Origin of the sequence: Pseudomonas marginalis (assembly GCF_008692035.1) — a bacterium.
In the GTDB taxonomy this organism is placed as follows: domain Bacteria; phylum Pseudomonadota; class Gammaproteobacteria; order Pseudomonadales; family Pseudomonadaceae; genus Aquipseudomonas; species Aquipseudomonas marginalis.
In genome coordinates this window covers 2,584,373-2,605,500 of the sequence record NZ_VTFG01000001.1, presented here as the reverse complement: position 1 = coordinate 2,605,500, position 21,128 = coordinate 2,584,373, and the positions used below count along the sequence as shown (strand labels likewise).

Below are 21,128 nucleotides of genomic sequence, written 5' to 3'. Positions count from 1 at the left end.
GCGCTACGCGGCATGTTCCAAACGCAGACTGGCAGGAGGATATATGGACAGTGTTGATTTGAATGTCCTGCGCAGCGTGCTCGAATGGCGCCGCGCCGGGCAGCAGGTGGTGTTGTATAGCGTTGTCCAGACCTGGGGCAGCGCGCCGCGTCCACCGGGCGCCATGCTGGCGTTGCGGGGGGATGGCGTGGTGATCGGCTCGGTGTCCGGCGGTTGCATCGAGGACGACTTGATCGCCCGCTTGCAGGATGGTCGCCTGACGCACGACGGGCCGCCGGTGCAGTTGGTGACCTACGGCGTGACGCGCGACGAGGCGGCGCGTTTCGGCCTGCCATGCGGCGGCACCTTGCGCTTGACCGAAGAGCGGGTGCAAGACTGGGCCTGGGTCGCGCAGTTGCTGGAGCGTTGCGAAGCGCATGAAATTGTCGCGCGGGAACTGGACCTGGTCTCCGGTGAAGTCACGTTGAGCAGTGCGAACAAGACCGATGTGGTCACCTTCGATGGCGAACGCCTGCGGGCTATCTATGGCCCGCGCTGGCGCCTGCTGTTGATCGGTGCCGGGCAACTGTCGCGCTACGTGGCGGAAATGGCGCGCCTGCTGGATTTCGAAGTATTGATATGCGATCCGCGTAGTGAGTTTGTCTACGGCTGGGAAGAGCAGCACGGCCGCTTCGTGCCGGGTATGCCTGATGAGGCGGTGCTGAATATCCAGACCGACGAGCGCACGGCCATTGTCTGCCTGACCCATGATCCGCGCCTTGATGATATGGCGTTGCTGACGGCGTTGAACTCCAGTGCCTTCTACATCGGCGCGCTGGGTTCGCGGGTCAATAGCCAGACGCGTCGCGAGAACCTGGCGGCGTTGGGATTGTCGACGGACGCGATTGCGCGTTTACATGGGCCGATTGGCCTGCATATCGGTAGCCATACGCCGGCGGAGATCGCCTTGTCGTTGATGGCGGAAATTGTCGCGATCAAGAACGGCGTGGCGCCAATGCAGAAAAAGCCCCTGCCGGCGGTTGCTGAATAATGCTGGCGGCGATTGTCTTGGCGGCGGGGCGGGGCAGCCGGTTCCGAGCCGAGGCGGGGGCTGACCAGGATAAGTTGCTGGCCGATTGCGTGGGCCGTGATGGGGTGATGCGTCCGGTGATCGAGCAGGTATTGGTGAATTTGCCGGATCGCCTGATGGCGCGCTGGCTGGTGACCACGCCGGATCGCACGGAGATCATTCGGTTGGCCCAGGCGTATGGCTGCCAGGTCTTGCTGTTGCAGTCAGCCGGCATGGGCGAGAGCATCGCCGCAGCCGTCGCGGCCAGTGCCTCGGCGGATGGCTGGCTGGTGGTGTTGGGGGATATGCCGTTTATCCAGTCATCGAGCATTGAACGGGTGATTGACGCGCTGGAGGAGGATGGCATCAGCGTGCCGGTGCAGGCGGGTGACTATGGGCATCCAGTGGCCTTTGGTCGCGCTTTTGGTCCGGACTTGATGGCGCTGACCGGGGATCGTGGAGGCAAGCCATTGTTCGCACGTGTCCGGGTGCGGGAAGTGCAGGTGGAAGATGCGGGTGTTCTGTGGGATGTGGATCTGCCGAAACGGTTAAATTTTAGTGCGGACTAAGTAAAGGACATAAAAAAAGCCCCGCCTGATCACTCAGGCGGGGCTTTTTAGTGGCTGATGGAATCAGGCGAGGGGTTTAGGCTCGTGTTCTTCTTCCAGGGCCTTGTGCTCTACCCCTGCTTCAGCAGCGGTGTGCTCAACCACGGTTTCAGCAACCGGGGCTGGCGCCTCGACAGCTTCGACTACGGCTGGAGCGGCAGCAGCGGCGGCGGCAGCTGCCTCAGCTTCCTTGCGACGACGACGCACTTCACGTGGGTCGTTCGGCGCACGGCCGTTTTCGGTCAGGGCGCTGGCTGGTGCGGCTTCTACCACGGGTGCTTCGGCAACCACCGGGGCCTCAACAACCACTGGCGCAGCCTCGACAGCTGGCGCAGGCTCGGCAACCACTACTTCGGCAACCGGCGCAGGCGCTTCTTCTACCACCGGTGCAGGCGCTGGTGCTTCAACCGGGGCGGCAGGTTCGGCAGTCCACTGGAAGGCGGTCTGTTCTTCGCGAACTTCACGCACTGCCGGGGCAGCTTCTTCGACAGCCGGGGCTTCAGCGGCGGCTTCAACTACTGGCTGAGGCTCAACGACCGGAGCGGCTTCAACTGCGACCACTTCGGTTTCTGGCTGGGCGTCGCGGGTCGGTGCCACTTCCACTTCCGGAACCACTGGGGCTTCGACAGGGGTAGTTGCTTCAACGACCGGTGCTTCAACCGCTGGGGTCTCGGCAACTGGCGCTTCAACGGCAACGGTTTCTTCGACAGCGGCAGTCGCGCGTTCAGCCTGTTCGTGAGCCTGGGCTTCAGCAGGTGCGCTGATCACCGAGCTGGCAACCGCTGCGGTAACGGCCAGGCCGGCAGCCAGTTCGGCACCGGTCGGTTCGTGGGCGGCGCCTTCTGCGTTCTCGCCGGCCTCTTCCGAGCCCTCGATCACATTGCCATTGGCATCACGCTGACGCTCACGGCGGTTGCTGCGACGACGCTGGCCACGGGAGCGGCGGCGTGGACGATCGCCTTCGGCGTTGTCCTGGCCGTCTTCCTGCAATTGCTCTTCGCCGGCCAGCACTTCTTCTTCGCTGGCGGCAGCGGCTTGCTCGGCACGTGGTTGACGCTCTTCACGCGGTGGGCGCGGCTGGCGCTCTTCACGTGGTGCACGCTCTTCACGCGGCTGGCGAGCTGGGCGCTCTTCAGCGGCAGTGGCTGCAACACCTGCAACGGCAGGGGCGGCATCCAATGGCTCGCGCAGTTCACGCACACGTTCTTCACGCTCGCCACGCGGCTTGCGATCTTCACGCGGCGCACGTGGGGTACGTGGTGCGCGCTCTTCGCGTGGTGCACGTTCTTCACGGGCCACGGCCGGGGTTTCTTCACGTGCTTCGCGAGGTGCACGCTCTTCACGTGGTGCGCGTTCTTCGCGAGGCGCACGTTCTTCACGCGGCTTGCGCTCTTCGTCACGGCGACCGTTGCGGTTACGGCTCTGCTGGCGACCGTTGCGACGCTCTTCGTTGCGTGCAGGGCGTTCGGTCGCAGGTTTTTCAACCACGACCGGTGCCGCAGGCTCTTCCTTGGTGGCGAACAGGCTGACCAGCGACTTCACCAGGCCCTTGAACAGGCTCGGCTCAGGCAGGGCGGCCGGTGCGGCAACCGGGGCAGCGGCTTCAACCGGCACCGGTGCGTTGGCACGGGCTGGGGCGGTTTTCACGGCGGCTTCCTGGCGCACCAGGGTGCGGGTCGCGGCGGCTGGCTGGACTTCTTCCACTTCGGCGGCGGCGGCAGCGATTTCGTAGCTGGACTGGCCGCTGTGGGCTTCCGGGCTGTCGTCACGCAGGCGCTGTACTTCGAAGTGCGGCGTCTCGAGGTGATCGTTCGGCAGGATCACGATACGAGCACGGGTGCGCAGTTCGATCTTGGTGATCGAGTTGCGTTTTTCGTTGAGCAGGAAGGCTGCGACCGGGATCGGCACTTGCGCGCGGACTTCGGCGGTGCGGTCTTTGAGGGCTTCTTCTTCGATCAGGCGCAGGATCGCCAGGGACAGCGATTCAACGTCACGGATGATGCCGGTGCCGTTGCAACGCGGGCAGACGATGCCGCTGCTCTCGCCCAGGGATGGACGCAGGCGCTGACGGGACATTTCCAGCAGACCGAAGCGCGAGATACGGCCGACCTGTACGCGGGCTCGGTCGGCTTCCAGGCATTCGCGGACTTTCTCTTCCACGGCGCGCTGGTTCTTGGCGGGGGTCATGTCGATGAAGTCGATCACGATCAGGCCGCCGATGTCGCGCAGGCGCAACTGGCGGGCGATTTCTTCAGCCGCTTCCAGGTTGGTCTGCAGGGCGGTTTCTTCGATGTCGCTACCCTTCGTGGCGCGCGCCGAGTTGATGTCGATGGACACCAGGGCTTCGGTCGGATCGATCACGATGGAGCCGCCGGAAGGCAGTTCGACCACACGCTGGAAAGCGGTCTCGATCTGGCTTTCGATCTGGAAACGGTTGAACAGCGGCACGCTGTCTTCGTACAGCTTGATCTTGCTGGCGTACTGCGGCATCACCTGGCGGATGAAGGTCAGGGCTTCGTCCTGGGCTTCGACGCTGTCGATCAGCACTTCGCCGATGTCCTGGCGCAGGTAATCGCGGATGGCACGGATGATCACGTTGCTTTCCTGGTAGATCAGGAACGGCGCGGAACGATCCAGGGAGGCTTCTTTGATGGCGGTCCACAGTTGCAGCAGGTAGTCGAGGTCCCACTGCATTTCTTCGCTGCTGCGGCCCAGGCCGGCAGTGCGCACGATCAGGCCCATGTCGGCCGGTGCGATCAGGCCGTTCAGCGCTTCACGCAGTTCGTTGCGCTCTTCGCCTTCGATGCGACGGGAGATGCCGCCGGCACGCGGGTTGTTCGGCATCAGCACGAGGTAACGGCCGGCCAGGCTGATGAAGGTGGTCAGGGCGGCGCCCTTGTTGCCACGTTCTTCTTTTTCGACCTGAACGATGACTTCCTGGCCTTCGCTCAGGACGTCCTTGATGTTTACGCGGCCTTCGGGGGATTTCTTGAAGTATTCGCGGGAGATTTCTTTGAGTGGCAGGAAGCCGTGGCGCTCGGAGCCGAAATCGACAAAGGCAGCCTCAAGGCTTGGTTCGATGCGAGTAATACGGCCTTTATAGATGTTGGCCTTCTTTTGCTCGCGTGCACCGGATTCGATGTCCAGGTCGTAGAGGCGTTGGCCATCTACCAGTGCAACACGCAACTCTTCGGGTTGAGTTGCGTTAATCAGCATTCTTTTCATGTTGTACCGTCGGTTTCCGGGCTGCCGGAAACGGCGTTCGGCACACACGACTTCTCACGGTCGGTGTCAGGTGCGTCAAGAGTGGTTGGCCACTCCAGTGTCCAGCAAAATCGGCCAATTGGGCCGGTATCGCGACGGACGCGTCCTGCTTGTTAGCGGTGGTGACAAAGGCACCACTTCAACAAAAGCTAAGGTCAGGAGGAGGAATCAACCGGCGACTGTGGACGAGATGAAGCGTCTAAATATAAGCCTAGTGCTACACGGTCCGACGGTTGTGCATCTCCACCCTACACGTATCCCTGATAATTCGGGTGCTGCCGCGCGCAGAATCCGCAGCGGGTTGGCATTTACCGTGTTCTCCAATGGGGAGTCCACGCTCATGGCTAAACAAGACTGAATGTGGGCGACTGCGCTCACACTCAGCTCTTAACAGGCGTTGTTTCCGAAGCATTCGCCGTGGTCCGGCTCAAGACTGACTGCACTTTGTGAACTGGCCGTAAATATCGGCGCAGAACGCGAGTATTCACTCTGCTTTCTGCACTCGCTTCAGGCCTCATGTCACCTGCGCTTGTTACAATCTCGAGCCTTCCAGGGTGGCGAAAGCCCCGTAGGACGGCCTCGCGTCCTGATGAATTGCGATGGTCAGGGCCGGCAGTTTGCCGCTAGTCCTCTGCCCAGGCCGCTTTTGGCGGCGTTCGCGACTATAGCAGCAATGATTAAGTGCTTCAATTCCATAAAAAATTGTTATCATCGCCGCCATGACGACTACCGCCCCCCAGACCCCCAGCGTCCAGCTGCTCGAGGTCTCGCCGGAATATGCCGGCCAACGCATCGATAATTTTCTCCTGGCCAGGCTCAAGGGTGTGCCCAAGACCTTGATCTACCGCATCTTGCGCAAAGGCGAAGTGCGCGTGAACAAGGGCCGCATCAAGCCTGAGTACAAGTTGCAGGCGGGCGATATTGTCCGTGTGCCGCCCGTGCGCGTGCCTGAACGCGATGAGCCCGTGCCATTGGCCCAGGGCCTGTTGCAGCGCCTTGAGGCATCGATTGTCTTCGAAGACAACAAGCTGATCGTGATCAACAAGCCCTGCGGTATTGCGGTTCACGGTGGCAGCGGCCTGAATTTCGGCGTGATCGAAGCCTTCCGTCAGCTGCGCCCGGATTGCAAGGAGCTGGAACTGGTTCACCGCCTGGACCGCGACACCTCTGGGCTGTTGATGATCGCCAAGAAGCGCAGCATGTTGCGCCACCTGCACACCGCCCTGCGCGGCGATGGTGTGGACAAGCGCTACATGGCGCTGGTGCGCGGTAACTGGGCCAGCTCGATCAAGAGCGTCCGCGCGCCGTTGCAGAAGAGCAACCTGCGCTCCGGCGAGCGCATGGTCGAAGTGGACGAGGAGGGCAAAGAAGCCCTGACCCTGTTCAAGGTGCTGCGTCGTTTCGGTGACTTCGCCACCATGGTCGAGGCCAAGCCGGTGACGGGGCGCACCCACCAGATTCGTGTGCACACCCTGCATGCAGGCCATTGCATCGCCGGCGATACCAAGTATGGCGACGAGGATTTTTCCAGGGAAATCCGTGACCTGGGCGGCAAGCGCCTGTTCCTGCACGCCTACATGCTCACCGTGCCGCTGCCTGACGGCGGCGAGCTGAAGCTGCAGGCGCCGGTGGATGAGATGTGGGCCAAGACCGTGGAGCGTTTGAGTGTCGCACCTTGACTACAAGCTGCTGATTTTCGATTGGGACGGCACCCTGTGTAACTCCATCGGTCGGATTGTCGAGTCGATGCACGCAGCTTCGACCCGCTCGGGCTTCGACGTGTGCACTGACCTGGCGGTCAAAGGCATTATCGGCCTGGGCTTGCCTGAGGCGATCCGCACCTTGTACCCCGAGATCAGCGACGCTGAACTGGTGACGTTCCGCGAGCATTACGCGGATCACTACATTGCGCTGGAGGCCACACCTTCGCCGTTGTTCGAGGGTGTGGCGCAGTCGCTGGAGGCTTTTCGCGCCGGGGGCTATCACCTGGCCGTCGCCACCGGCAAGGCCCGCCGCGGGCTGGACCGGGTGCTCAGCGCCCATGGCTGGGAGGATTATTTCGACATCACCCGTGCCGCAGATGAAACCGCCAGCAAACCTCACCCTCTGATGCTGGAGCAGATCCTTGCCCATTGCGGTGTGTCGCCGCGTGAGGCGTTGATGGTGGGTGATGCTTCCTTCGATCTGGTGATGGCGCGCAACGCCGGCATGGACAGCGTGGCAGTCAGCTATGGCGCCCAGTCCGCCGAGGCGTTGCAGCAATACGAGCCGAGGGTCACGATTGATCATTTTTCTGAATTGCAGGCCTGGCTCGGTCGGGCCCAATAAGTCTTTGCTGGGGTTGATGGCATGAGTGACGAGTGGAAAGCGCCTGAAAAGGCTGAAAGCGGTGATGACAAGAGCTGGAAACTGCTGGAGAAGACGCTCCTGGCCAGCGTCCAGGAGCAGCGCCGTGCACGGCGCTGGGGGATTTTCTTCAAGCTGCTGACCTTCACTTACCTGTTGCTGATGCTGGCGCTGTTCAGCCCGCTGATGGACATGGAAAAAAGCGCGACCCGTGGCGCCAACTACACCGCGTTGATCGAAGTGCGGGGAGTGATCGCCGACAAGGAGCCTGCCAGCGCTGACAATATCGTCAGCAGCCTGCGTGCCGCGTTTGAAGACCCCAAGGTCAAGGGCGTGATCCTGCGCATCAACAGCCCAGGCGGCAGCCCGGTGCAATCGGGTTATGTGTATGACGAGATTCGCCGCCTGCGCGGCCTGCACCCGGATATCAAGCTGTACGCGGTGATTTCCGACCTGGGGGCCTCGGGCGCGTATTACATTGCCAGTGCCGCCGACCAGATCTACGCCGACAAGGCCAGTCTTGTCGGCTCCATTGGTGTGACGGCAGCCGGCTACGGCTTTGTCGGTGCCATGGAAAAGCTGGGGGTTGAGCGTCGTACCTACAACTCGGGCGAGCACAAGTCGTTCCTTGATCCGTTCCAGCCGCAAAAGGCCGATGAAACCCAGTTCTGGCAGGGAGTGCTCGATACCACCCATCGCCAGTTCATCGCCAGCGTGAAACAGGGGCGTGGGGATCGCCTGAAGGACAAAGACCATCCGGAGCTGTTCTCCGGGTTGGTGTGGTCGGGGGAGCAAGCATTGCCGCTGGGGCTGATCGATGGTTTGGGCAGTGCCAGTTCGGTAGCGCGGGATGTGGTCGGCGAGAAAGAGCTGGTGGACTTCACCGTTGAAGAATCGCCGTTTGATCGTTTCTCCAAGAAGCTCGGCGCCAGCGTGGCTGAGAAGCTGGCGCTGTACATGGGCTTCCAGGGTCCGGCACTGCGTTAATATCTCAAGTCTGTCGTAGATCAAAATGTGGGAGGGGGCTTGCCCCCGATAGCGGTGGATCAATCAATCCAAGGTTGGCTGACACACTGCTATCGGGGGTAAGCCCTCCCTTCCCATATTTGGTTTAGCAGTGTTCTTAAGGGATTTGCACGCCTTCGCTGAGCAGCATGTCCACCAAACGAATCAGCGGTAAGCCGACCAGGCTTGTCGCGTCCGGCCCTTCGGTGCTTTGGAACAAGCTCACGCCCAGCCCTTCCGCCTTGAAGCTGCCTGCGCAGTCATACGGCTGCTCGATCCGCAGGTAGCGCTCGATGCGCGCTGCATCCAGCTCGCGCATGTGCACAGTGAAAGGCACGCAGTCCACCTGGCAGTGCCCGGTCTCGCTGTTAAGGAGGGCCAGGCCGGTGAGGAAGCTGACACGTTTGCCGCTGGCGGCCAATAACTGCTCGCGCGCATTTTCGAAGGTGTGAGGCTTGCCGATGATGCGGCCTTCCAGCGCGGCGACCTGGTCTGAGCCGATGATCAGGTGGCCGGGGTGGCTGGCGGCGAGGGCGCGGGCTTTCTGTTCGGCCAGGCGCTTGACCAGGTCTGTGGCGGACTCGTTTGCAGCATGGCTTTCGTCGATATCCGGCGAGCTGCAGATGAATGGCAGGTGCAGGCGGCTGAGCAATTCCCGGCGATAAACCGAGCTGGAAGCGAGTAATAAAGGCAGCATATACGTCTCCTCAAGGCAGCCGCCGATTCTAGCGGGGCGACCGGCCGACGCACAGGGCTGAATTTCCTTTGACATGGCTGGGGGCATCCCTATAATGCTGCGCCTATGTTGAATGACCCGATTCCACCTCACGTTGACCCGCGCAAATTGGCTGATCGTGGCACTTCCCTTCAAGGTGAGTTGCTGCTGGCCGATTTGGAGAGACTCTGCGACCCGCTTTCCGACACTGTCGGTACGGTGCAGGCCAAATTCGTTTTTGAACGAGATGAACGTAAATCTGTGGTAATTCACAGTTTTATCGACACCGAGGTCAAAATGGTTTGCCAGCGTTGTCTTGAGCTGGTCACCCTGCCGATTCACAGCGAGTGCAGTTATGCTGTGGTAAAGGAGGGTGCGAATACCCAGTCGTTGCCGAAAGGTTATGACGTGCTGGAACTGGGCGAAGATCCTTTGGATCTGCATGCACTGATCGAGGAGGAGCTTCTGCTCGCCTTGCCCATTGTGCCTGCTCATCATCCGGAAGAATGCCAGCAGCCGGCGGGTCTCGATGACGAGTCCGAACCGAGCGAGGACGAGGTAACGCGGTCCAACCCGTTCAGTGTATTGGCGCAGTTAAAGCGTGACCCAAACGTTTAGGAGTTAATCAATTATGGCTGTTCAGCAGAACAAAAAATCCCGCTCTGCCCGTGACATGCGTCGTTCCCACGATGCCCTGACGGCAAGCACTCTGTCTGTAGAAAAAACCACCGGTGAAATTCACCTGCGTCACCACGTATCGCCAGAAGGCGTATACCGTGGCCGTAAAGTGATCGACAAGGGCGCTGACGAGTAATCACTTGTCTGCTCAAGTCATCGCGATTGACGCAATGGGCGGGGACTTCGGTCCCCGCAGCATTGTTCAGGCCTGCATTGCCAGCCTGTCCGCCACGCCCTCGCTGCACCTGACCCTCGTCGGTCAACCCTCCCTCCTTGAAGAATTGATTGCCAGCCATCCGGCGGTGGATCGCGCGCGCCTGACGATTACGCCGGCCAGCGAAACCATCACCATGGATGAGAAACCGGCGACGGCCCTGCGTGGCAAGCCTGATTCGTCGATGCGAGTGGCCTTGGAGCTGCTGCGTGATGGCAAGGTGCAAGCCTGTGTCAGTGCCGGTAACACCGGCGCACTGATGGCGTTGTCGCGGCATGTGCTCAAGACGCTGCCGGGCATTGATCGGCCGGCAATGGTGGCGGCGATTCCGACGCAGAAGGGCTATTGCCAGTTGCTGGACCTGGGGGCGAACGTCGATTGCAGTGCCGAGCACCTGTTCCAGTTTGCCGTGATGGGCTCGGTGGCCGCCGAAGCGCTGGGCGTGGCCCGGCCGCGGGTGGCCTTGCTGAATATCGGCACCGAAGACATCAAGGGCAACCAGCAGGTCAAGCTTGCCGCCACCTTGCTGCACGGTGCGCGAGGCCTGAACTACATCGGCTTTGTCGAGGGTGATGGGTTGTACCGGGGCGAGGCGGATGTGGTGGTGTGCGACGGGTTTGTCGGCAATATCCTGCTCAAGTCCAGCGAAGGCCTGGCGACCATGATCGCCTCGCGTATCGAGGCCTTGTTCAGGCGTAACCTGGTATCGCGCCTGGTGGGCGCCCTGGCGCTGCCGTTGATGCGTCGCCTGCAGGCCGACCTGGCCCCGGCGCGGCATAATGGTGCGAGCTTCCTGGGGTTGCAGGGCATCGTGGTGAAAAGCCACGGTTCGGCCGGGGTCGAAGGCTTCCAGAGTGCGATTGCGCGCGCGGTGATCGAGATCCAGGAAAACCTGCCGCAACGCTTGCACGGCCGCCTCGAGGACCTGTTGCCTTAGGCGAATCGGCCGGGGAATGCTTAAATGTGACCGGCCAGTTCAATTCACCATCCAATCTGTCAGTTTCGTGCGCTCCCACCGAGGAGCGACCATTTCCGACGACCAGATCATTAGGGGCTTGTTACATGTCTACATCCCTCGCATTCGTCTTTCCAGGGCAGGGTTCGCAGTCCCTCGGCATGTTGGCCGAGCTGGGCGCGCAATACCCGCTGATCCTGGACACGTTCAAGGAAGCTTCCGAGGCCCTGGGTTACGACCTGTGGGCGCTGACCCAAGAGGGGCCGGAAGAGCAGCTCAATCAAACCGATAAAACCCAGCCAGCCATCCTGACCGCTTCGATCGCCCTGTGGCGCTTGTGGTTGGCCGAAGGCGGTGCGCGTCCGGCGTTCGTGGCCGGTCATAGCCTGGGCGAATACAGCGCCCTGGTGGCGGCGGGCAGCCTGACCCTTGCTGAAGCGGTCAAGCTGGTCGAGCGTCGTGGCCAGCTGATGCAGGAAGCCGTTCCGGCCGGGCAGGGCGGCATGGCCGCTATTCTGGGGCTGGACGATGCTGTGGTGATCGAAGCCTGTGCCGAAGCGGCCCAGGGTGAAGTGGTCAGCGCGGTAAACTTCAACTCCCCGGGCCAGGTGGTGATCGCCGGCGCCAGGGCAGCCGTCGAGCGTGCCATCGAAGGCTGCAAGGCGCGCGGTGCCAAGCGTGCATTGCCGTTGCCGGTGAGCGTGCCGTCGCACTGCGAGCTGATGCGCCCGGCTGCCGAGCGCTTCGCCGAGTCCATCGCTGCCATCAACTGGCAGGCGCCACAGATTCCGCTGGTGCAGAACGTCAGCGCGGCCGTGGCCGCCGACCTCGACACCCTCAAGCGCGACCTGCTGGAGCAACTCTACAAGCCTGTGCGCTGGGTCGAGTCGGTCCAGACCCTGGCCGCCAATGGCGCCACCGAGCTGGTCGAGTGCGGCCCGGGCAAAGTCCTGGCTGGCCTGAACAAGCGCTGCGCCGACGGCGTGTCGACTGCCAACCTCAATACCCCGGATGCCTTCGCTGCCGCTCGTGCGGCGCTGGCCTGATCCCCGAACTTAGGAGAAGCCTGCATGAGTCTGCAAGGTAAAGTTGCACTGGTTACCGGCGCGAGCCGTGGCATTGGCCAGGCCATCGCCCTGGAACTGGGCCGTCAGGGCGCCGTCGTGATCGGCACCGCCACTTCCGCCTCGGGCGCCGAGCGTATCGCCGCGACCCTGAAGGAACACGGCGTTCAAGGCACCGGCCTTGAGCTGAACGTAACCAGCGATGAGTCCGTGGCTGCCGTACTGGCCGAGATCACCGCACAGTTCGGCGCGCCGGCGATTCTGGTGAACAACGCCGGTATCACCCGCGACAACCTGATGATGCGCATGAAAGACGACGAATGGTACGACGTGGTCGATACCAACCTGAACAGTCTGTTTCGCCTGTCCAAGGGTGTTTTGCGCGGCATGACCAAGGCCCGTTGGGGGCGAATTATCAATATTGGCTCCGTAGTGGGTGCCATGGGCAACGCAGGCCAAGTAAACTATGCAGCCGCCAAGGCCGGCCTGGAAGGTTTCAGCCGTGCACTGGCGCGTGAAGTCGGCTCGCGGTCGATTACGGTCAACTCGGTGGCCCCAGGGTTCATCGACACCGATATGACCCGCGAACTGCCGGAAGCACAGCGTGAAGGCTTGCTGACGCAGATTCCGCTGGGCCGTCTGGGCCAGGCTCAAGAGATCGCGAATGTGGTCGCTTTCCTGGCATCCGACGGTGCGGCATACGTGACTGGGGCTACAATCCCGGTGAACGGCGGGATGTACATGAGCTAAATTGTGACGGATCGCTTCAAAAAAATGTCATACGAGCTGTCTAAAATCCGTTATAAAGCTGCAACTTAATTTATAGGCAGGTGGCAAACCGGGTACAGGGTGAAGCTTTCAGTTGAAAAGCTGAAAAGGCTTTCTATACACTTACCCACTGGCCAGCTGCCTGAATTTGTCCATTAGGAGTTAAACAAGGTATGAGCACCATCGAAGAGCGCGTCAAGAAAATCGTTGCCGAGCAACTGGGCGTCAAAGAAGAAGAAGTGGTCAACACTGCTTCCTTCGTAGAAGACCTGGGTGCCGATTCCCTTGACACCGTTGAGCTGGTGATGGCTCTGGAAGAGGAATTCGAGACCGAAATCCCGGACGAAGAAGCTGAAAAAATCACTACTGTTCAAGCTGCTATCGACTACGTTACGAACCACCAGGCGTAATAGTTTGTAGTCGTCGCCTGCTGTTAGGGAAAAACCGCACTGCTGTAACGGCGTGCGGTTTTTTCTTTAGCGCTGATGAAAAGTAAGCTCTGAAGCAAAGTGTCGTCATTAGAAAAAGGAGAGTGCTGTGTCGCGTAGACGCGTCGTAGTCACCGGTATGGGTATGTTGTCGCCACTGGGTACGGATGTGCCGAGCAGTTGGCAGGGCATTCTGGCTGGCCGCAGTGGTATTGGTCTGATCGAACACACGGACCTTTCTGCCTATTCCACCCGTTTTGGCGGCTCGGTAAAGGGGTTCAATGTCGAGGAATATCTCTCGATCAAAGAGTCCCGCAAGCTCGACCTGTTCATTCAATACGGCCTGGCAGCCGGTTTTCAGGCAGTGCGTAACGCTGGCCTGGAAGTGACCGACGCCAACCGTGAGCGCATCGGCGTGGCCATGGGTTCGGGTATTGGCGGTTTGACCAATATCGAAGAAACCAGCCGCACGCTGCATGATTCCGGCCCTCGTCGAATTTCACCGTTCTTCGTGCCTGGCTCGATCATCAATATGATTTCCGGTTTCCTGTCCATCCACTTGGGGGCGCAGGGGCCTAACTACGCGATTGCCACCGCGTGCACCACGGGTACCCACTGCATCGGCATGGCGGCGCGTAACATCGCCTATGACGAAGCCGACGTGATGATCGCCGGTGGTGCTGAAATGGCCGCCTGTGGCCTGGGAATGGGCGGCTTTGGCGCCTCCCGTGCCCTGTCGACCCGCAATGACGAGCCGACCCGTGCCAGCCGTCCGTGGGACAAGGGCCGTGACGGCTTTGTACTGGCCGACGGCGCCGGTGCCCTGGTGCTCGAAGAGTTGGAGCACGCCAAGGCGCGTGGTGCCACCATCTATGCCGAGTTGATCGGTTTTGGCATGAGTGGCGACGCCTATCACATGACCTCGCCACCGTCCGACGGTGCCGGCGCTGCGCGGTGCATCACCAATGCCTTGCGCGATGCCAAGGTCAACACGGACCAAGTGCAGTACATCAATGCCCATGGCACCTCGACCCCGACGGGCGACCTGGCGGAAGCCGAAGCCATCAAGTCGGTGTTCGGCGAGCACGCCTACAAGCTGGCGGTCAGCTCCACCAAGTCCATGACCGGCCACCTCTTGGGTGCGGCGGGCGCGGTAGAAGCGATCTTCAGCGTGATGGCCATCAAGGATCAGGTCGCTCCGCCGACCATCAACCTCGATGAGCCGGACGAAGGCTGCGACCTGAACTTCGTGCCGCATGAGCCGCAACAGATGCCGATCGACGTTGCGATCTCCAACTCGTTCGGCTTCGGTGGCACCAACGGTTCCCTGGTGTTCCGCCGGTTCGCCGAGTGATGCACAGCTGGGTCGACGGTCAGCCAGCGGACAGCGTGCCCCTGAAAGATCGCGGCCTGGCGTACGGTGATGGCCTGTTCGAGACCATCGCCGTCAAGGCCGGGCAGCCCGTGCTGCTTGACCGTCACCTGCATCGCCTGGATGAGGGCTGCAGGCGCCTCGCTTTCGTTGTGGATCAGACTTTGGTCCGCAGCGAAGTGCAGGCCTATGCCGCCGCTCTCGGCGACGGTGTCCTCAAGCTGATCCTCACCCGCGGCGACAGCCTGCGCGGTTATGGCGTCAACCCCCAGGCCCCGGTGCGTCGTATCTTGCAGGGCAGTCCGCCTGCGACCTATCCCCAGGCCCATGGAACCGACGGTGTTCGTCTGTTTGCATGTGCCACCCGCCTGGCCGAGCAGCCGTTGCTGGCCGGTCTCAAGCACCTCAATCGCCTCGAGCAGGTGATCGCCCGTGCCGAATGGCAGGATGCCGAACATGCCGAAGGGTTGATGCTGGATGTGTCCGGGCGTGTCATCGAAGGCGTATTCAGCAACCTGTTCCTGGTAAGTAATGGCTTGTTACTAACCGCCGATCTGAATCGTTGCGGCGTTGCAGGGGTCATGCGCGCCGAGATTCTGGCTCAGGCGAGCGCCCTGGGCATCCCGGTGGCCGTGGCTGACATCAGCCTCGAGCACTTGCGGGAGGCTGACGAAGTCTTTGTGTGCAACAGCGTTTATGGCATTTGGCCGGTGCGTGGGTGCGCTGCGATGAGCTGGTCGGTTGGGCCGCTCACCCGTAAACTGCAGGGCATTGTTCGCGCGCTATTGGATATTTGAGTTGATACGAAAACTGGTTGTACTGCTGCTGATCGGTCTGTTCTCGGCGGCTTTGCTGTTGGGGTTTTCCGCGTGGAAATATGACGCTGCCTTGAAGCAGCCGTTGAATCTGACCCAGGAGCAATTGCTCGATGTGCCGGCAGGGGCCACCCCCACTGGCACCTTCAATCGTCTGGAGGCGGATGGCGTGCTCGACGGCGCGTTCTGGTTGCGCCTGTATTGGCGTTTCAACCTGGAAGGCCAACCGCTGCACAGCGGTGAATACCGCATGACCCCGGGCATGACCGCCGAAGGCCTGATCGGCCTGTGGCAGCACGGCGAGGTGGTGCAATACAGCCTGACGCTGGTGGAGGGCTGGAATTTCCGCCAGGTGCGTTCGGCCCTGGCCAAGCATGAAAAGATCGTGCAGACCCTGGCGGGCCTGAGTGACAGCGAAGTGATGGACAAGCTCGGCCATCCTGGCGTGTTCCCCGAAGGTCGGTTCTTCCCGGATACCTACCGCTTCGTGCGCGGCATGACCGATGTCGAGTTCCTGAAGAAAGCCTATAACCGCCTGGATGATGTCCTCGCCCAGGAGTGGAGCAAGCGTGCTGCCGACGTGCCCTATACCGACCCCTATCAAGCCTTGATCATGGCCTCCCTGGTGGAGAAAGAGACCGGTGTGCCGGAAGAGCGCGGGCAGATTGCCGGTGTGTTCGTACGCCGCCTGAAGATCGGCATGCTGCTGCAGACCGACCCCACCGTGATCTACGGCCTGGGCGAGCGCTACAACGGCAAGTTGACCCGTGCGCACCTCAAGGAAGCCAACCCTTATAACACCTACATGGTGGCCGGCCTGCCGCCGACACCCATCGCCATGGTCGGCCGCGAGGCGATCCATGCCGCGTTGAACCCGGTGCCGGGCAGCAGCCTGTATTTCGTCGCCCGTGGCGACGGCAGCCATATTTTCTCCGATGACCTGGGTGCGCATAATGCTGCTGTGCGTGAGTTCCAGCTCAAGCGCCGTGCCGATTACCGCTCAAGCCCGGCACCGCTGGTAAAACCGCCGGAAGACCTGGCGCCGCCTGCTGATGCTCCCGCCGAGCCCGCGCCGGATGCCGCCGCGCCGCAAAGCCCGCAATGACTCTGACTAAGGACTGCCTGTGACTGGCTTGTTTATTACCCTGGAAGGCCCGGAAGGCGCCGGCAAAAGCACCAACCGCGATTACCTGGCCGGCCGCTTGCGGGCTGAAGGTGTCGAGGTGGTGTTGACCCGTGAGCCCGGCGGTACACCCCTGGCCGAGCGCATCCGTGACGTGTTGCTGGCCCCAGGCGAAGAACAGATGAACCCGGACACCGAGCTGCTGCTGGTGTTCGCTGCCCGTGCCCAGCACCTGGCCGAGGTGATTCGTCCGGCCCTGGCCCGCGGTGCCGTGGTGATCTGCGACCGTTTTACCGATTCCACGTATGCCTACCAGGGCGGTGGCCGGGGTTTGTCCCTGGCGCGTATCGCCACCTTGGAAACCTTTGTGCAGGGTGATCTACGTCCCGACCTGACTCTGTTGTTCGACCTGCCGGTGGCAGTGGGCATGGCCCGCGCCAGCGCCCGTGGGCGTCTCGACCGTTTCGAACTGGAAGGCCAGGGGTTTTTCGATGCTGTGCGCAGCGCGTTTCTCAAGCGCGCCCAGGCTGAACCGGCGCGCTACCACCTGCTGGACGCGGCCCAGCCGTTGACGCAGGTGCAGCAGGCCATCGACGCCCTGTTACCCAAGCTGTTGGAGCGCGCCCGTGGCTGAAGCCTACCCGTGGCAGGACAGTCTCTGGCAGCAGTTGGCCGGCCGTGCCCAGCACGCCCACGCCTATTTGCTGCACGGGCCGGCCGGGATTGGTAAGCGCGATCTGGCTGAGCGACTCATGGCCAGCCTGCTGTGCCAGCGCCCGGTCAACCTTGAAGCCTGCGGCGCGTGCAAATCCTGCCTGTTGCTCAAGGCCGGCAGCCACCCGGACAACTACCTGCTCGAACCCGAGGAAGCCGACAAGGCGATCAAGGTCGACCAGGTGCGTGACCTCGTCAGTTTCGTGGTGCAGACCGCGCAGATGGGTGGGCGCAAGGTGGTGTTGATCGAGCCGGTGGAGGCGATGAACATCAACGCCGCCAACGCCTTGCTCAAGAGCCTGGAAGAACCCTCCGGCGACACAGTGCTGTTGCTGGTGAGCCACCAGTCCAGCCGCTTGTTGCCGACCATTCGCAGCCGGTGCGTACAGCAGGCCTGCCCGTTACCCAGTGAAACCATGAGCCTGCAATGGCTGGCGAAGGCGCTGCCGGATTGCTCCGCAGAGGAGCGGATCGAGTTGCTGACCCTGGCGGCCGGTTCCCCCCTGGCGGCCGTCAAGCTGCAAGCCCAAGGTGTGCGTGAGCAACGCGCCCTGGTTGTGGATGGGGTGAAAAAACTGCTCAAGCAAGAGCTGTCCGCCACCCAGTTGGCTGAAAGCGCCTGGAAGGACATTCCCTTGCTGCTGCTGTTCGACTGGTTCTGTGATTGGTCGAGCCTGATCCTGCGCTACCAGTTGACCCAGGACGAAAACGGCCTGGGCCTGCCCGACATGCGCAAGGTGGTGCAATACCTCGCGCAGAAGAGTGCCCAGGACAAGGTGCTGGCTATCCAGGACTGGATCCTCGCCCAGCGCCAGAAGGTGCTCGGCAAGGCCAACCTCAACCGCGTGCTGTTGCTTGAAGCGCTGCTGGTGCAGTGGGTCGGCTTGCTCGGCCGGCGTTAATTTCCGTGGCCGACGGATGTATCGTTGGCCAGACACTTTCCGTGACCTAAGTCGTAATTTCCTATGCTTGTAGATTCCCATTGCCACCTTGATCGCCTTGACCTCGCCCAGCACGGCGGCTCCCTGGATGCTGCCCTCGACGCTGCACGCCAGCGTGGGGTAGGGCATTTCCTGTGCATTGGCGTCAGCGCCGACAATGCTGCCGACGTCAAAGCCCTGGCCGAGCGTTATGCCGATGTGGATTGCTCGGTGGGTATCCACCCGCTGGATCTCAAGCCTGGCGAAGCCCCGGCCCTCGACTGGCTGCTGGGCGAACTCAATCACCCGCGGGTGGTGGCCATTGGCGAAACCGGCCTGGACTACCATTACGAGCCGGAAGCCGCCGAGTTGCAGCAGGCCTCGTTTCGCCTGCATTTACAGGCCGCCGGGCAAACCGGCAAGCCGGTGATCGTCCACACCCGTGGCGCCCGTGCCGACACCCTGACCCTGTTGCGCGAAGCCGCGTTGCCCCAGGCCGGCGTGTTGCATTGCTTTACCGAGGATTGGGACATGGCCAGGGCCGCACTTGACCTGGGGTTCTATATTTCCCTGTCGGGCATTGTCACTTTCCGCAATGCCGATGCCCTGCGCGACGTGGCGCGCCAGGTGCCAGCCGACCGCCTGCTGGTGGAAACCGACTCGCCGTACCTGGCGCCGATTCCCCATCGTGGCAAACCGAACCTGCCTGAATATGTACGGGATGTGGCGGATTACCTGGCGATGCTGCGCGGTGAGTCCTATGAGCGCTTTGCCGAGCAGACCACCGAGAACTTCAAGCGCCTGTTCCCGCTGGCCCACGTTGCTGCATGACACGACTGAATCGCAGGCAAAAAAAACCCGGGTTCTGGGGGGTGAATCCGGGTTAAGACCATTAGGAGTAAAACAAGGGCACACAGTCCGTCGGTACCCAGGTCGGCGCTTCACTTGGGGGAGATGTCACGCCGACAGTTCAAGTATTGATCAGTATCTGATTCAGTCCAGTCGCGACTGATCGTTTTTTAAACAGATTTGGAATACATGCGCTTCGCTTGAGTTCTCATTGGGCAGTGCACGGGTGCAGTTGTTGCGTATTATTTCTGACTGGTAGACATGAAAACGTTGGCACCTTGAAAGTAAAGTGCAGGACGGGTTCACATAGACGTTGCCCAACGACCGTTCAGTCGGGATAATCCCTCGCACTGGGTAAATCGTATCGCCATGTATTCGTGGCCCTGCGCAGCCCTCCCTATTCCGACCTTTGCAGACCTCTTCCTCATGCACAAAGAACCCCGTAAGGTCCGTGAGTTTCGCCGCCGTGAGCAGGAAATTCTCGACACCGCACTCAAGTTGTTCCTCGAACAAGGCGAAGACAGCGTCACCGTCGAGATGATCGCGGATGCCGTGGGTATCGGCAAAGGCACGATCTACAAGCACTTCAAGTCCAAGGCCGAGATCTACCTGCGCCTGATGCTCGACTACGAGCGCGACTTGAACGAGCTGCTGCATTCGGCCGATGTCGACAAGGACAAGGAAGCGCTGTCCCGCGCCTACTTCGAGTTCCGCATGCGTGACCCGCAGCGCTACCGCCTGTTCGACCGCCTGGAAGAGAAGGTGGTCAAGGGCCATCAAGTGCCGGAGATGGTCGAGGAGTTGCACAAGATTCGCGCCTCGAACTTCGAGCGCCTGACCCTGCTGATCAAGGGCCGCATCAGCGAAGGCAAGCTTGAAGACGTACCGCCGTACTTCCACTACTGCGCCGCCTGGGCCTTGGTGCACGGCGCCGTGGCGCTGTACCACTCACCGTTCTGGAGCAATGTGCTGGAAGACCAGGAAGGTTTCTTCCAGTTCCTGATGGACATCGGTGTGCGCATGGGCAACAAGCGTAAGCACAGCTCCGAGCCGGCACTGGTTGAAGCGGCCCCCGTCGAAACCCCGGCCACGTAATGATTTGCTGCCAGGCGCAGTAACCCAGGAATATACTCAGGCAAGGATCTTGCTAAAAGCTGATTTATCAGTCAGCTTTTAGCGCGCCCGAATCATCCTCTGCCGGAGTGATCCATGATCGTTGATCGTCAAGGCAGGCGTTTTCGCAATTTGCGGATCAGCCTGACCTCAGCCTGCAACTACGCGTGTACCTACTGCGTGCCGAACGGCAAGCGGCTGGTGGCTGCCCAGGACGAACTCTCGGCCGAGGCCATGGCCCGTGGCGTGGCCTACCTGATCGAGGCGGCGGGCATCGACCGCTTGCGTATCACCGGCGGCGAACCGCTGGTCAGCCCCAAGCTGGAAGCCTTCATGGGCGCGGTGGGCGGCATGGGCCTCAGCGACATCAGCCTGACCACCAACGGCCAGTTGCTGGCGCGCAAACTGCCGCTGCTGGTGGATGCGGGGATTCGGCGCATCAATGTTTCCCTCGACACCCTGGATGCCGATGCCTTTCGCAGCATCGCCCGTGGCGGCGACCTGGCGACCGTGCTCGATGGCATGGACCAGGCGCGTGCCGCCGGGATCAAGATCAAGGTCAACATGGTGCCGTTGCGCGGCCAGAACCTCGACCAGGTGATGCCGCTGCTCGATTACTGCCTGGAGCGTGGCTACGAGCTGCGTTTTATCGAGTTGATGCGCATGGGCCACCTGGCCAAGGACTCCAATGCCTTCCTGCAGCAGTTCGTCAGCCTGCAACAACTGCTCGGCCTGATCGGCGAACACCACGAATACCTGCAAGCCAACGCTCCCGTGGATGCCACGGCGGTACGCTACGAGGTGCCGGGCAAAGGCTTCTTCGGCGTGATCGCCAACGAAAGCGTGCCGTTCTGCCGTACCTGTTCACGGCTGCGGTTGTCGTCGACCGGCTGGCTGCATGGCTGCCTGTCGTCGAGCAACCGTCACTATGTCGGCGACCTGTTGGACAAGCCTCGCCACCAGGCGCTGCCGGCCCTGCAAGGCCTGCTGATGAAGGCCTTGGGCGACAAGCAGGAAGTGGCCTTCTCCGGCGGTGCGACGGTCATGAAGATAATTGGCGGATAATGCTTTCCCAAGATTAAACATCATCCAATGTGGGAGGGCGCAAGCCCCGTCCCACATTTAGTTC

Annotated in this window: 21 protein-coding genes; 19 read left to right on the top strand and 2 right to left on the bottom strand. The window is 61.5% G+C overall.

Translation table 11 applies throughout. From position 1 onward, the window contains the following. Positions 1-43 precede the first annotated feature (43 nt). Both FX984_RS12155 and FX984_RS12150 read left to right on the top strand, forming a co-directional pair. A complete protein-coding gene (locus FX984_RS12155; RefSeq protein ID WP_092359490.1) occupies positions 44-1,030 on the top strand; it encodes an XdhC family protein in 987 nt (328 codons plus the stop codon). Beyond that, positions 1,027-1,617 carry a nucleotidyltransferase family protein gene (locus FX984_RS12150; RefSeq protein WP_027607798.1) on the top strand — a complete coding sequence of 197 codons (591 nt, stop codon included), beginning with the start codon at positions 1,027-1,029 and terminating at the stop codon, positions 1,615-1,617. Before FX984_RS12155 ends, FX984_RS12150 begins: the two co-directional genes overlap by 4 nt. Positions 1,618-1,680: 63 nt before the next feature. On the opposite strand, the gene rne is transcribed toward FX984_RS12150, so the two are convergent. Beyond that, on the bottom strand, positions 1,681-4,872 hold the full coding sequence (rne, locus tag FX984_RS12145) for a ribonuclease E (RefSeq protein ID WP_146477381.1): 3,192 nt from the start codon (positions 4,870-4,872) through the stop codon (positions 1,681-1,683). A gap of 767 nt (positions 4,873-5,639) precedes the next feature. Between rne and rluC the strand changes: the two genes are divergently transcribed. Genes rluC through FX984_RS12130 form a run of 3 tightly spaced genes read left to right on the top strand, consistent with a single transcriptional unit; the run spans position 5,640 to position 8,253 of the window. Then, complete coding sequence (rluC, locus tag FX984_RS12140) at positions 5,640-6,599, top strand: 23S rRNA pseudouridine(955/2504/2580) synthase RluC (RefSeq protein ID WP_027607800.1); 960 nt, start codon at positions 5,640-5,642, stop codon at positions 6,597-6,599. After that, a complete protein-coding gene (locus FX984_RS12135) occupies positions 6,586-7,248 on the top strand; it encodes an HAD-IA family hydrolase (RefSeq protein WP_146477383.1) in 663 nt (220 codons plus the stop codon). The genes rluC and FX984_RS12135 overlap by 14 nt, the downstream gene beginning before the upstream one ends. 21 nt (positions 7,249-7,269) lie before the next feature. Then, positions 7,270-8,253 carry a S49 family peptidase gene (locus FX984_RS12130; protein ID WP_027607802.1) on the top strand — a complete coding sequence of 328 codons (984 nt, stop codon included), beginning with the start codon at positions 7,270-7,272 and terminating at the stop codon, positions 8,251-8,253. 136 nt (positions 8,254-8,389) lie between these two features. Here the strand turns inward: FX984_RS12130 and FX984_RS12125 are convergent, their stop codons facing one another. Continuing rightward, positions 8,390-8,968: a Maf family protein gene (locus FX984_RS12125; RefSeq protein WP_108574840.1), complete on the bottom strand. Its 579-nt coding sequence runs from the start codon at positions 8,966-8,968 to the stop codon at positions 8,390-8,392. Between the two features lie 105 nt (positions 8,969-9,073). Here FX984_RS12125 and FX984_RS12120 point away from each other — a divergent pair, with 105 nt between their 5' ends. The 14 genes from FX984_RS12120 to FX984_RS12055 all read left to right on the top strand — a co-directional run bounded on the left by FX984_RS12120 (position 9,074) and on the right by FX984_RS12055 (position 21,064). After that, entirely contained in the window at positions 9,074-9,604 is a 531-nt protein-coding gene (locus tag FX984_RS12120; protein ID WP_027607804.1) for a YceD family protein, read from the top strand. Between the two features lie 13 nt (positions 9,605-9,617). Then, positions 9,618-9,800 (top strand): 50S ribosomal protein L32, encoded by a 183-nt coding sequence (gene rpmF, locus FX984_RS12115; protein WP_008152339.1) that lies wholly within the window; start codon positions 9,618-9,620, stop codon positions 9,798-9,800. A gap of 4 nt (positions 9,801-9,804) precedes the next feature. After that, complete coding sequence (gene plsX, locus FX984_RS12110; protein ID WP_081744488.1) at positions 9,805-10,815, top strand: phosphate acyltransferase PlsX; 1,011 nt, start codon at positions 9,805-9,807, stop codon at positions 10,813-10,815. Positions 10,816-10,940: 125 nt separating this feature from the next. Then, entirely contained in the window at positions 10,941-11,879 is a 939-nt protein-coding gene (gene fabD, locus FX984_RS12105; RefSeq protein WP_027607806.1) for an ACP S-malonyltransferase, read from the top strand. A 24-nt stretch (positions 11,880-11,903) separates the two neighbouring features. Continuing rightward, positions 11,904-12,647, top strand: coding sequence for a 3-oxoacyl-ACP reductase FabG (fabG, locus tag FX984_RS12100; RefSeq protein ID WP_115488997.1), 744 nt, complete (start codon positions 11,904-11,906; stop codon positions 12,645-12,647). 191 nt (positions 12,648-12,838) lie between these two features. Further along, entirely contained in the window at positions 12,839-13,075 is a 237-nt protein-coding gene (acpP, locus tag FX984_RS12095) for an acyl carrier protein (RefSeq protein WP_003442511.1), read from the top strand. A 127-nt stretch (positions 13,076-13,202) separates the two neighbouring features. Then, positions 13,203-14,447 carry a beta-ketoacyl-ACP synthase II gene (gene fabF / locus FX984_RS12090; protein WP_108574838.1) on the top strand — a complete coding sequence of 415 codons (1,245 nt, stop codon included), beginning with the start codon at positions 13,203-13,205 and terminating at the stop codon, positions 14,445-14,447. After that, a complete protein-coding gene (gene pabC, locus FX984_RS12085; protein ID WP_146477385.1) occupies positions 14,447-15,262 on the top strand; it encodes an aminodeoxychorismate lyase in 816 nt (271 codons plus the stop codon). The genes fabF and pabC overlap by 1 nt, the downstream gene beginning before the upstream one ends. Before the next feature lies 1 nt (position 15,263). Continuing rightward, positions 15,264-16,385 carry an endolytic transglycosylase MltG gene (gene mltG / locus FX984_RS12080; RefSeq protein WP_146477388.1) on the top strand — a complete coding sequence of 374 codons (1,122 nt, stop codon included), beginning with the start codon at positions 15,264-15,266 and terminating at the stop codon, positions 16,383-16,385. Between the two features lie 19 nt (positions 16,386-16,404). Beyond that, positions 16,405-17,037, top strand: a complete 633-nt coding sequence (gene tmk, locus FX984_RS12075; RefSeq protein WP_027607811.1) for a dTMP kinase — start codon at positions 16,405-16,407, stop codon at positions 17,035-17,037. Beyond that, complete coding sequence (locus FX984_RS12070) at positions 17,030-18,019, top strand: DNA polymerase III subunit delta' (RefSeq protein ID WP_146477390.1); 990 nt, start codon at positions 17,030-17,032, stop codon at positions 18,017-18,019. Before tmk ends, FX984_RS12070 begins: the two co-directional genes overlap by 8 nt. A 63-nt stretch (positions 18,020-18,082) precedes the next feature. Then, the gene (locus FX984_RS12065; RefSeq protein WP_115489001.1) at positions 18,083-18,868 is read left to right on the top strand and encodes a TatD family hydrolase; all 786 of its coding nucleotides are present in this window, start codon (positions 18,083-18,085) and stop codon (positions 18,866-18,868) included. 444 nt (positions 18,869-19,312) lie between these two features. Continuing rightward, a complete protein-coding gene (locus FX984_RS12060) occupies positions 19,313-19,981 on the top strand; it encodes a TetR/AcrR family transcriptional regulator (RefSeq protein ID WP_027607814.1) in 669 nt (222 codons plus the stop codon). 114 nt (positions 19,982-20,095) lie between these two features. Then, complete coding sequence (locus tag FX984_RS12055; RefSeq protein ID WP_027607815.1) at positions 20,096-21,064, top strand: GTP 3',8-cyclase MoaA; 969 nt, start codon at positions 20,096-20,098, stop codon at positions 21,062-21,064. The last annotated feature ends 64 nt before the right edge of the window (positions 21,065-21,128 follow it).

Excerpts from the sequence above, each read along its gene's own strand:
- FX984_RS12155 (WP_092359490.1), top strand. The coding sequence starts at position 44 with ATGGACAGTGTTGATTTGAATGTCCTGCGCAGCGTGCTCGAATGGCGC.
- rne (WP_146477381.1), bottom strand. The coding sequence starts at position 4,872 with ATGCTGATTAACGCAACTCAACCCGAAGAGTTGCGTGTTGCACTGGTA.
- rluC (WP_027607800.1), top strand. The coding sequence starts at position 5,640 with ATGACGACTACCGCCCCCCAGACCCCCAGCGTCCAGCTGCTCGAGGTC.
- FX984_RS12130 (WP_027607802.1), top strand. The coding sequence starts at position 7,270 with ATGAGTGACGAGTGGAAAGCGCCTGAAAAGGCTGAAAGCGGTGATGAC.
- FX984_RS12125 (WP_108574840.1), bottom strand. The coding sequence starts at position 8,968 with ATGCTGCCTTTATTACTCGCTTCCAGCTCGGTTTATCGCCGGGAATTG.
- FX984_RS12120 (WP_027607804.1), top strand. The coding sequence starts at position 9,074 with ATGTTGAATGACCCGATTCCACCTCACGTTGACCCGCGCAAATTGGCT.
- rpmF (WP_008152339.1), top strand. The coding sequence starts at position 9,618 with ATGGCTGTTCAGCAGAACAAAAAATCCCGCTCTGCCCGTGACATGCGT.
- fabD (WP_027607806.1), top strand. The coding sequence starts at position 10,941 with ATGTCTACATCCCTCGCATTCGTCTTTCCAGGGCAGGGTTCGCAGTCC.
- fabG (WP_115488997.1), top strand. The coding sequence starts at position 11,904 with ATGAGTCTGCAAGGTAAAGTTGCACTGGTTACCGGCGCGAGCCGTGGC.
- acpP (WP_003442511.1), top strand. The coding sequence starts at position 12,839 with ATGAGCACCATCGAAGAGCGCGTCAAGAAAATCGTTGCCGAGCAACTG.
- pabC (WP_146477385.1), top strand. The coding sequence starts at position 14,447 with ATGCACAGCTGGGTCGACGGTCAGCCAGCGGACAGCGTGCCCCTGAAA.
- FX984_RS12065 (WP_115489001.1), top strand. The coding sequence starts at position 18,083 with ATGCTTGTAGATTCCCATTGCCACCTTGATCGCCTTGACCTCGCCCAG.
- FX984_RS12060 (WP_027607814.1), top strand. The coding sequence starts at position 19,313 with ATGCACAAAGAACCCCGTAAGGTCCGTGAGTTTCGCCGCCGTGAGCAG.
- FX984_RS12055 (WP_027607815.1), top strand. The coding sequence starts at position 20,096 with ATGATCGTTGATCGTCAAGGCAGGCGTTTTCGCAATTTGCGGATCAGC.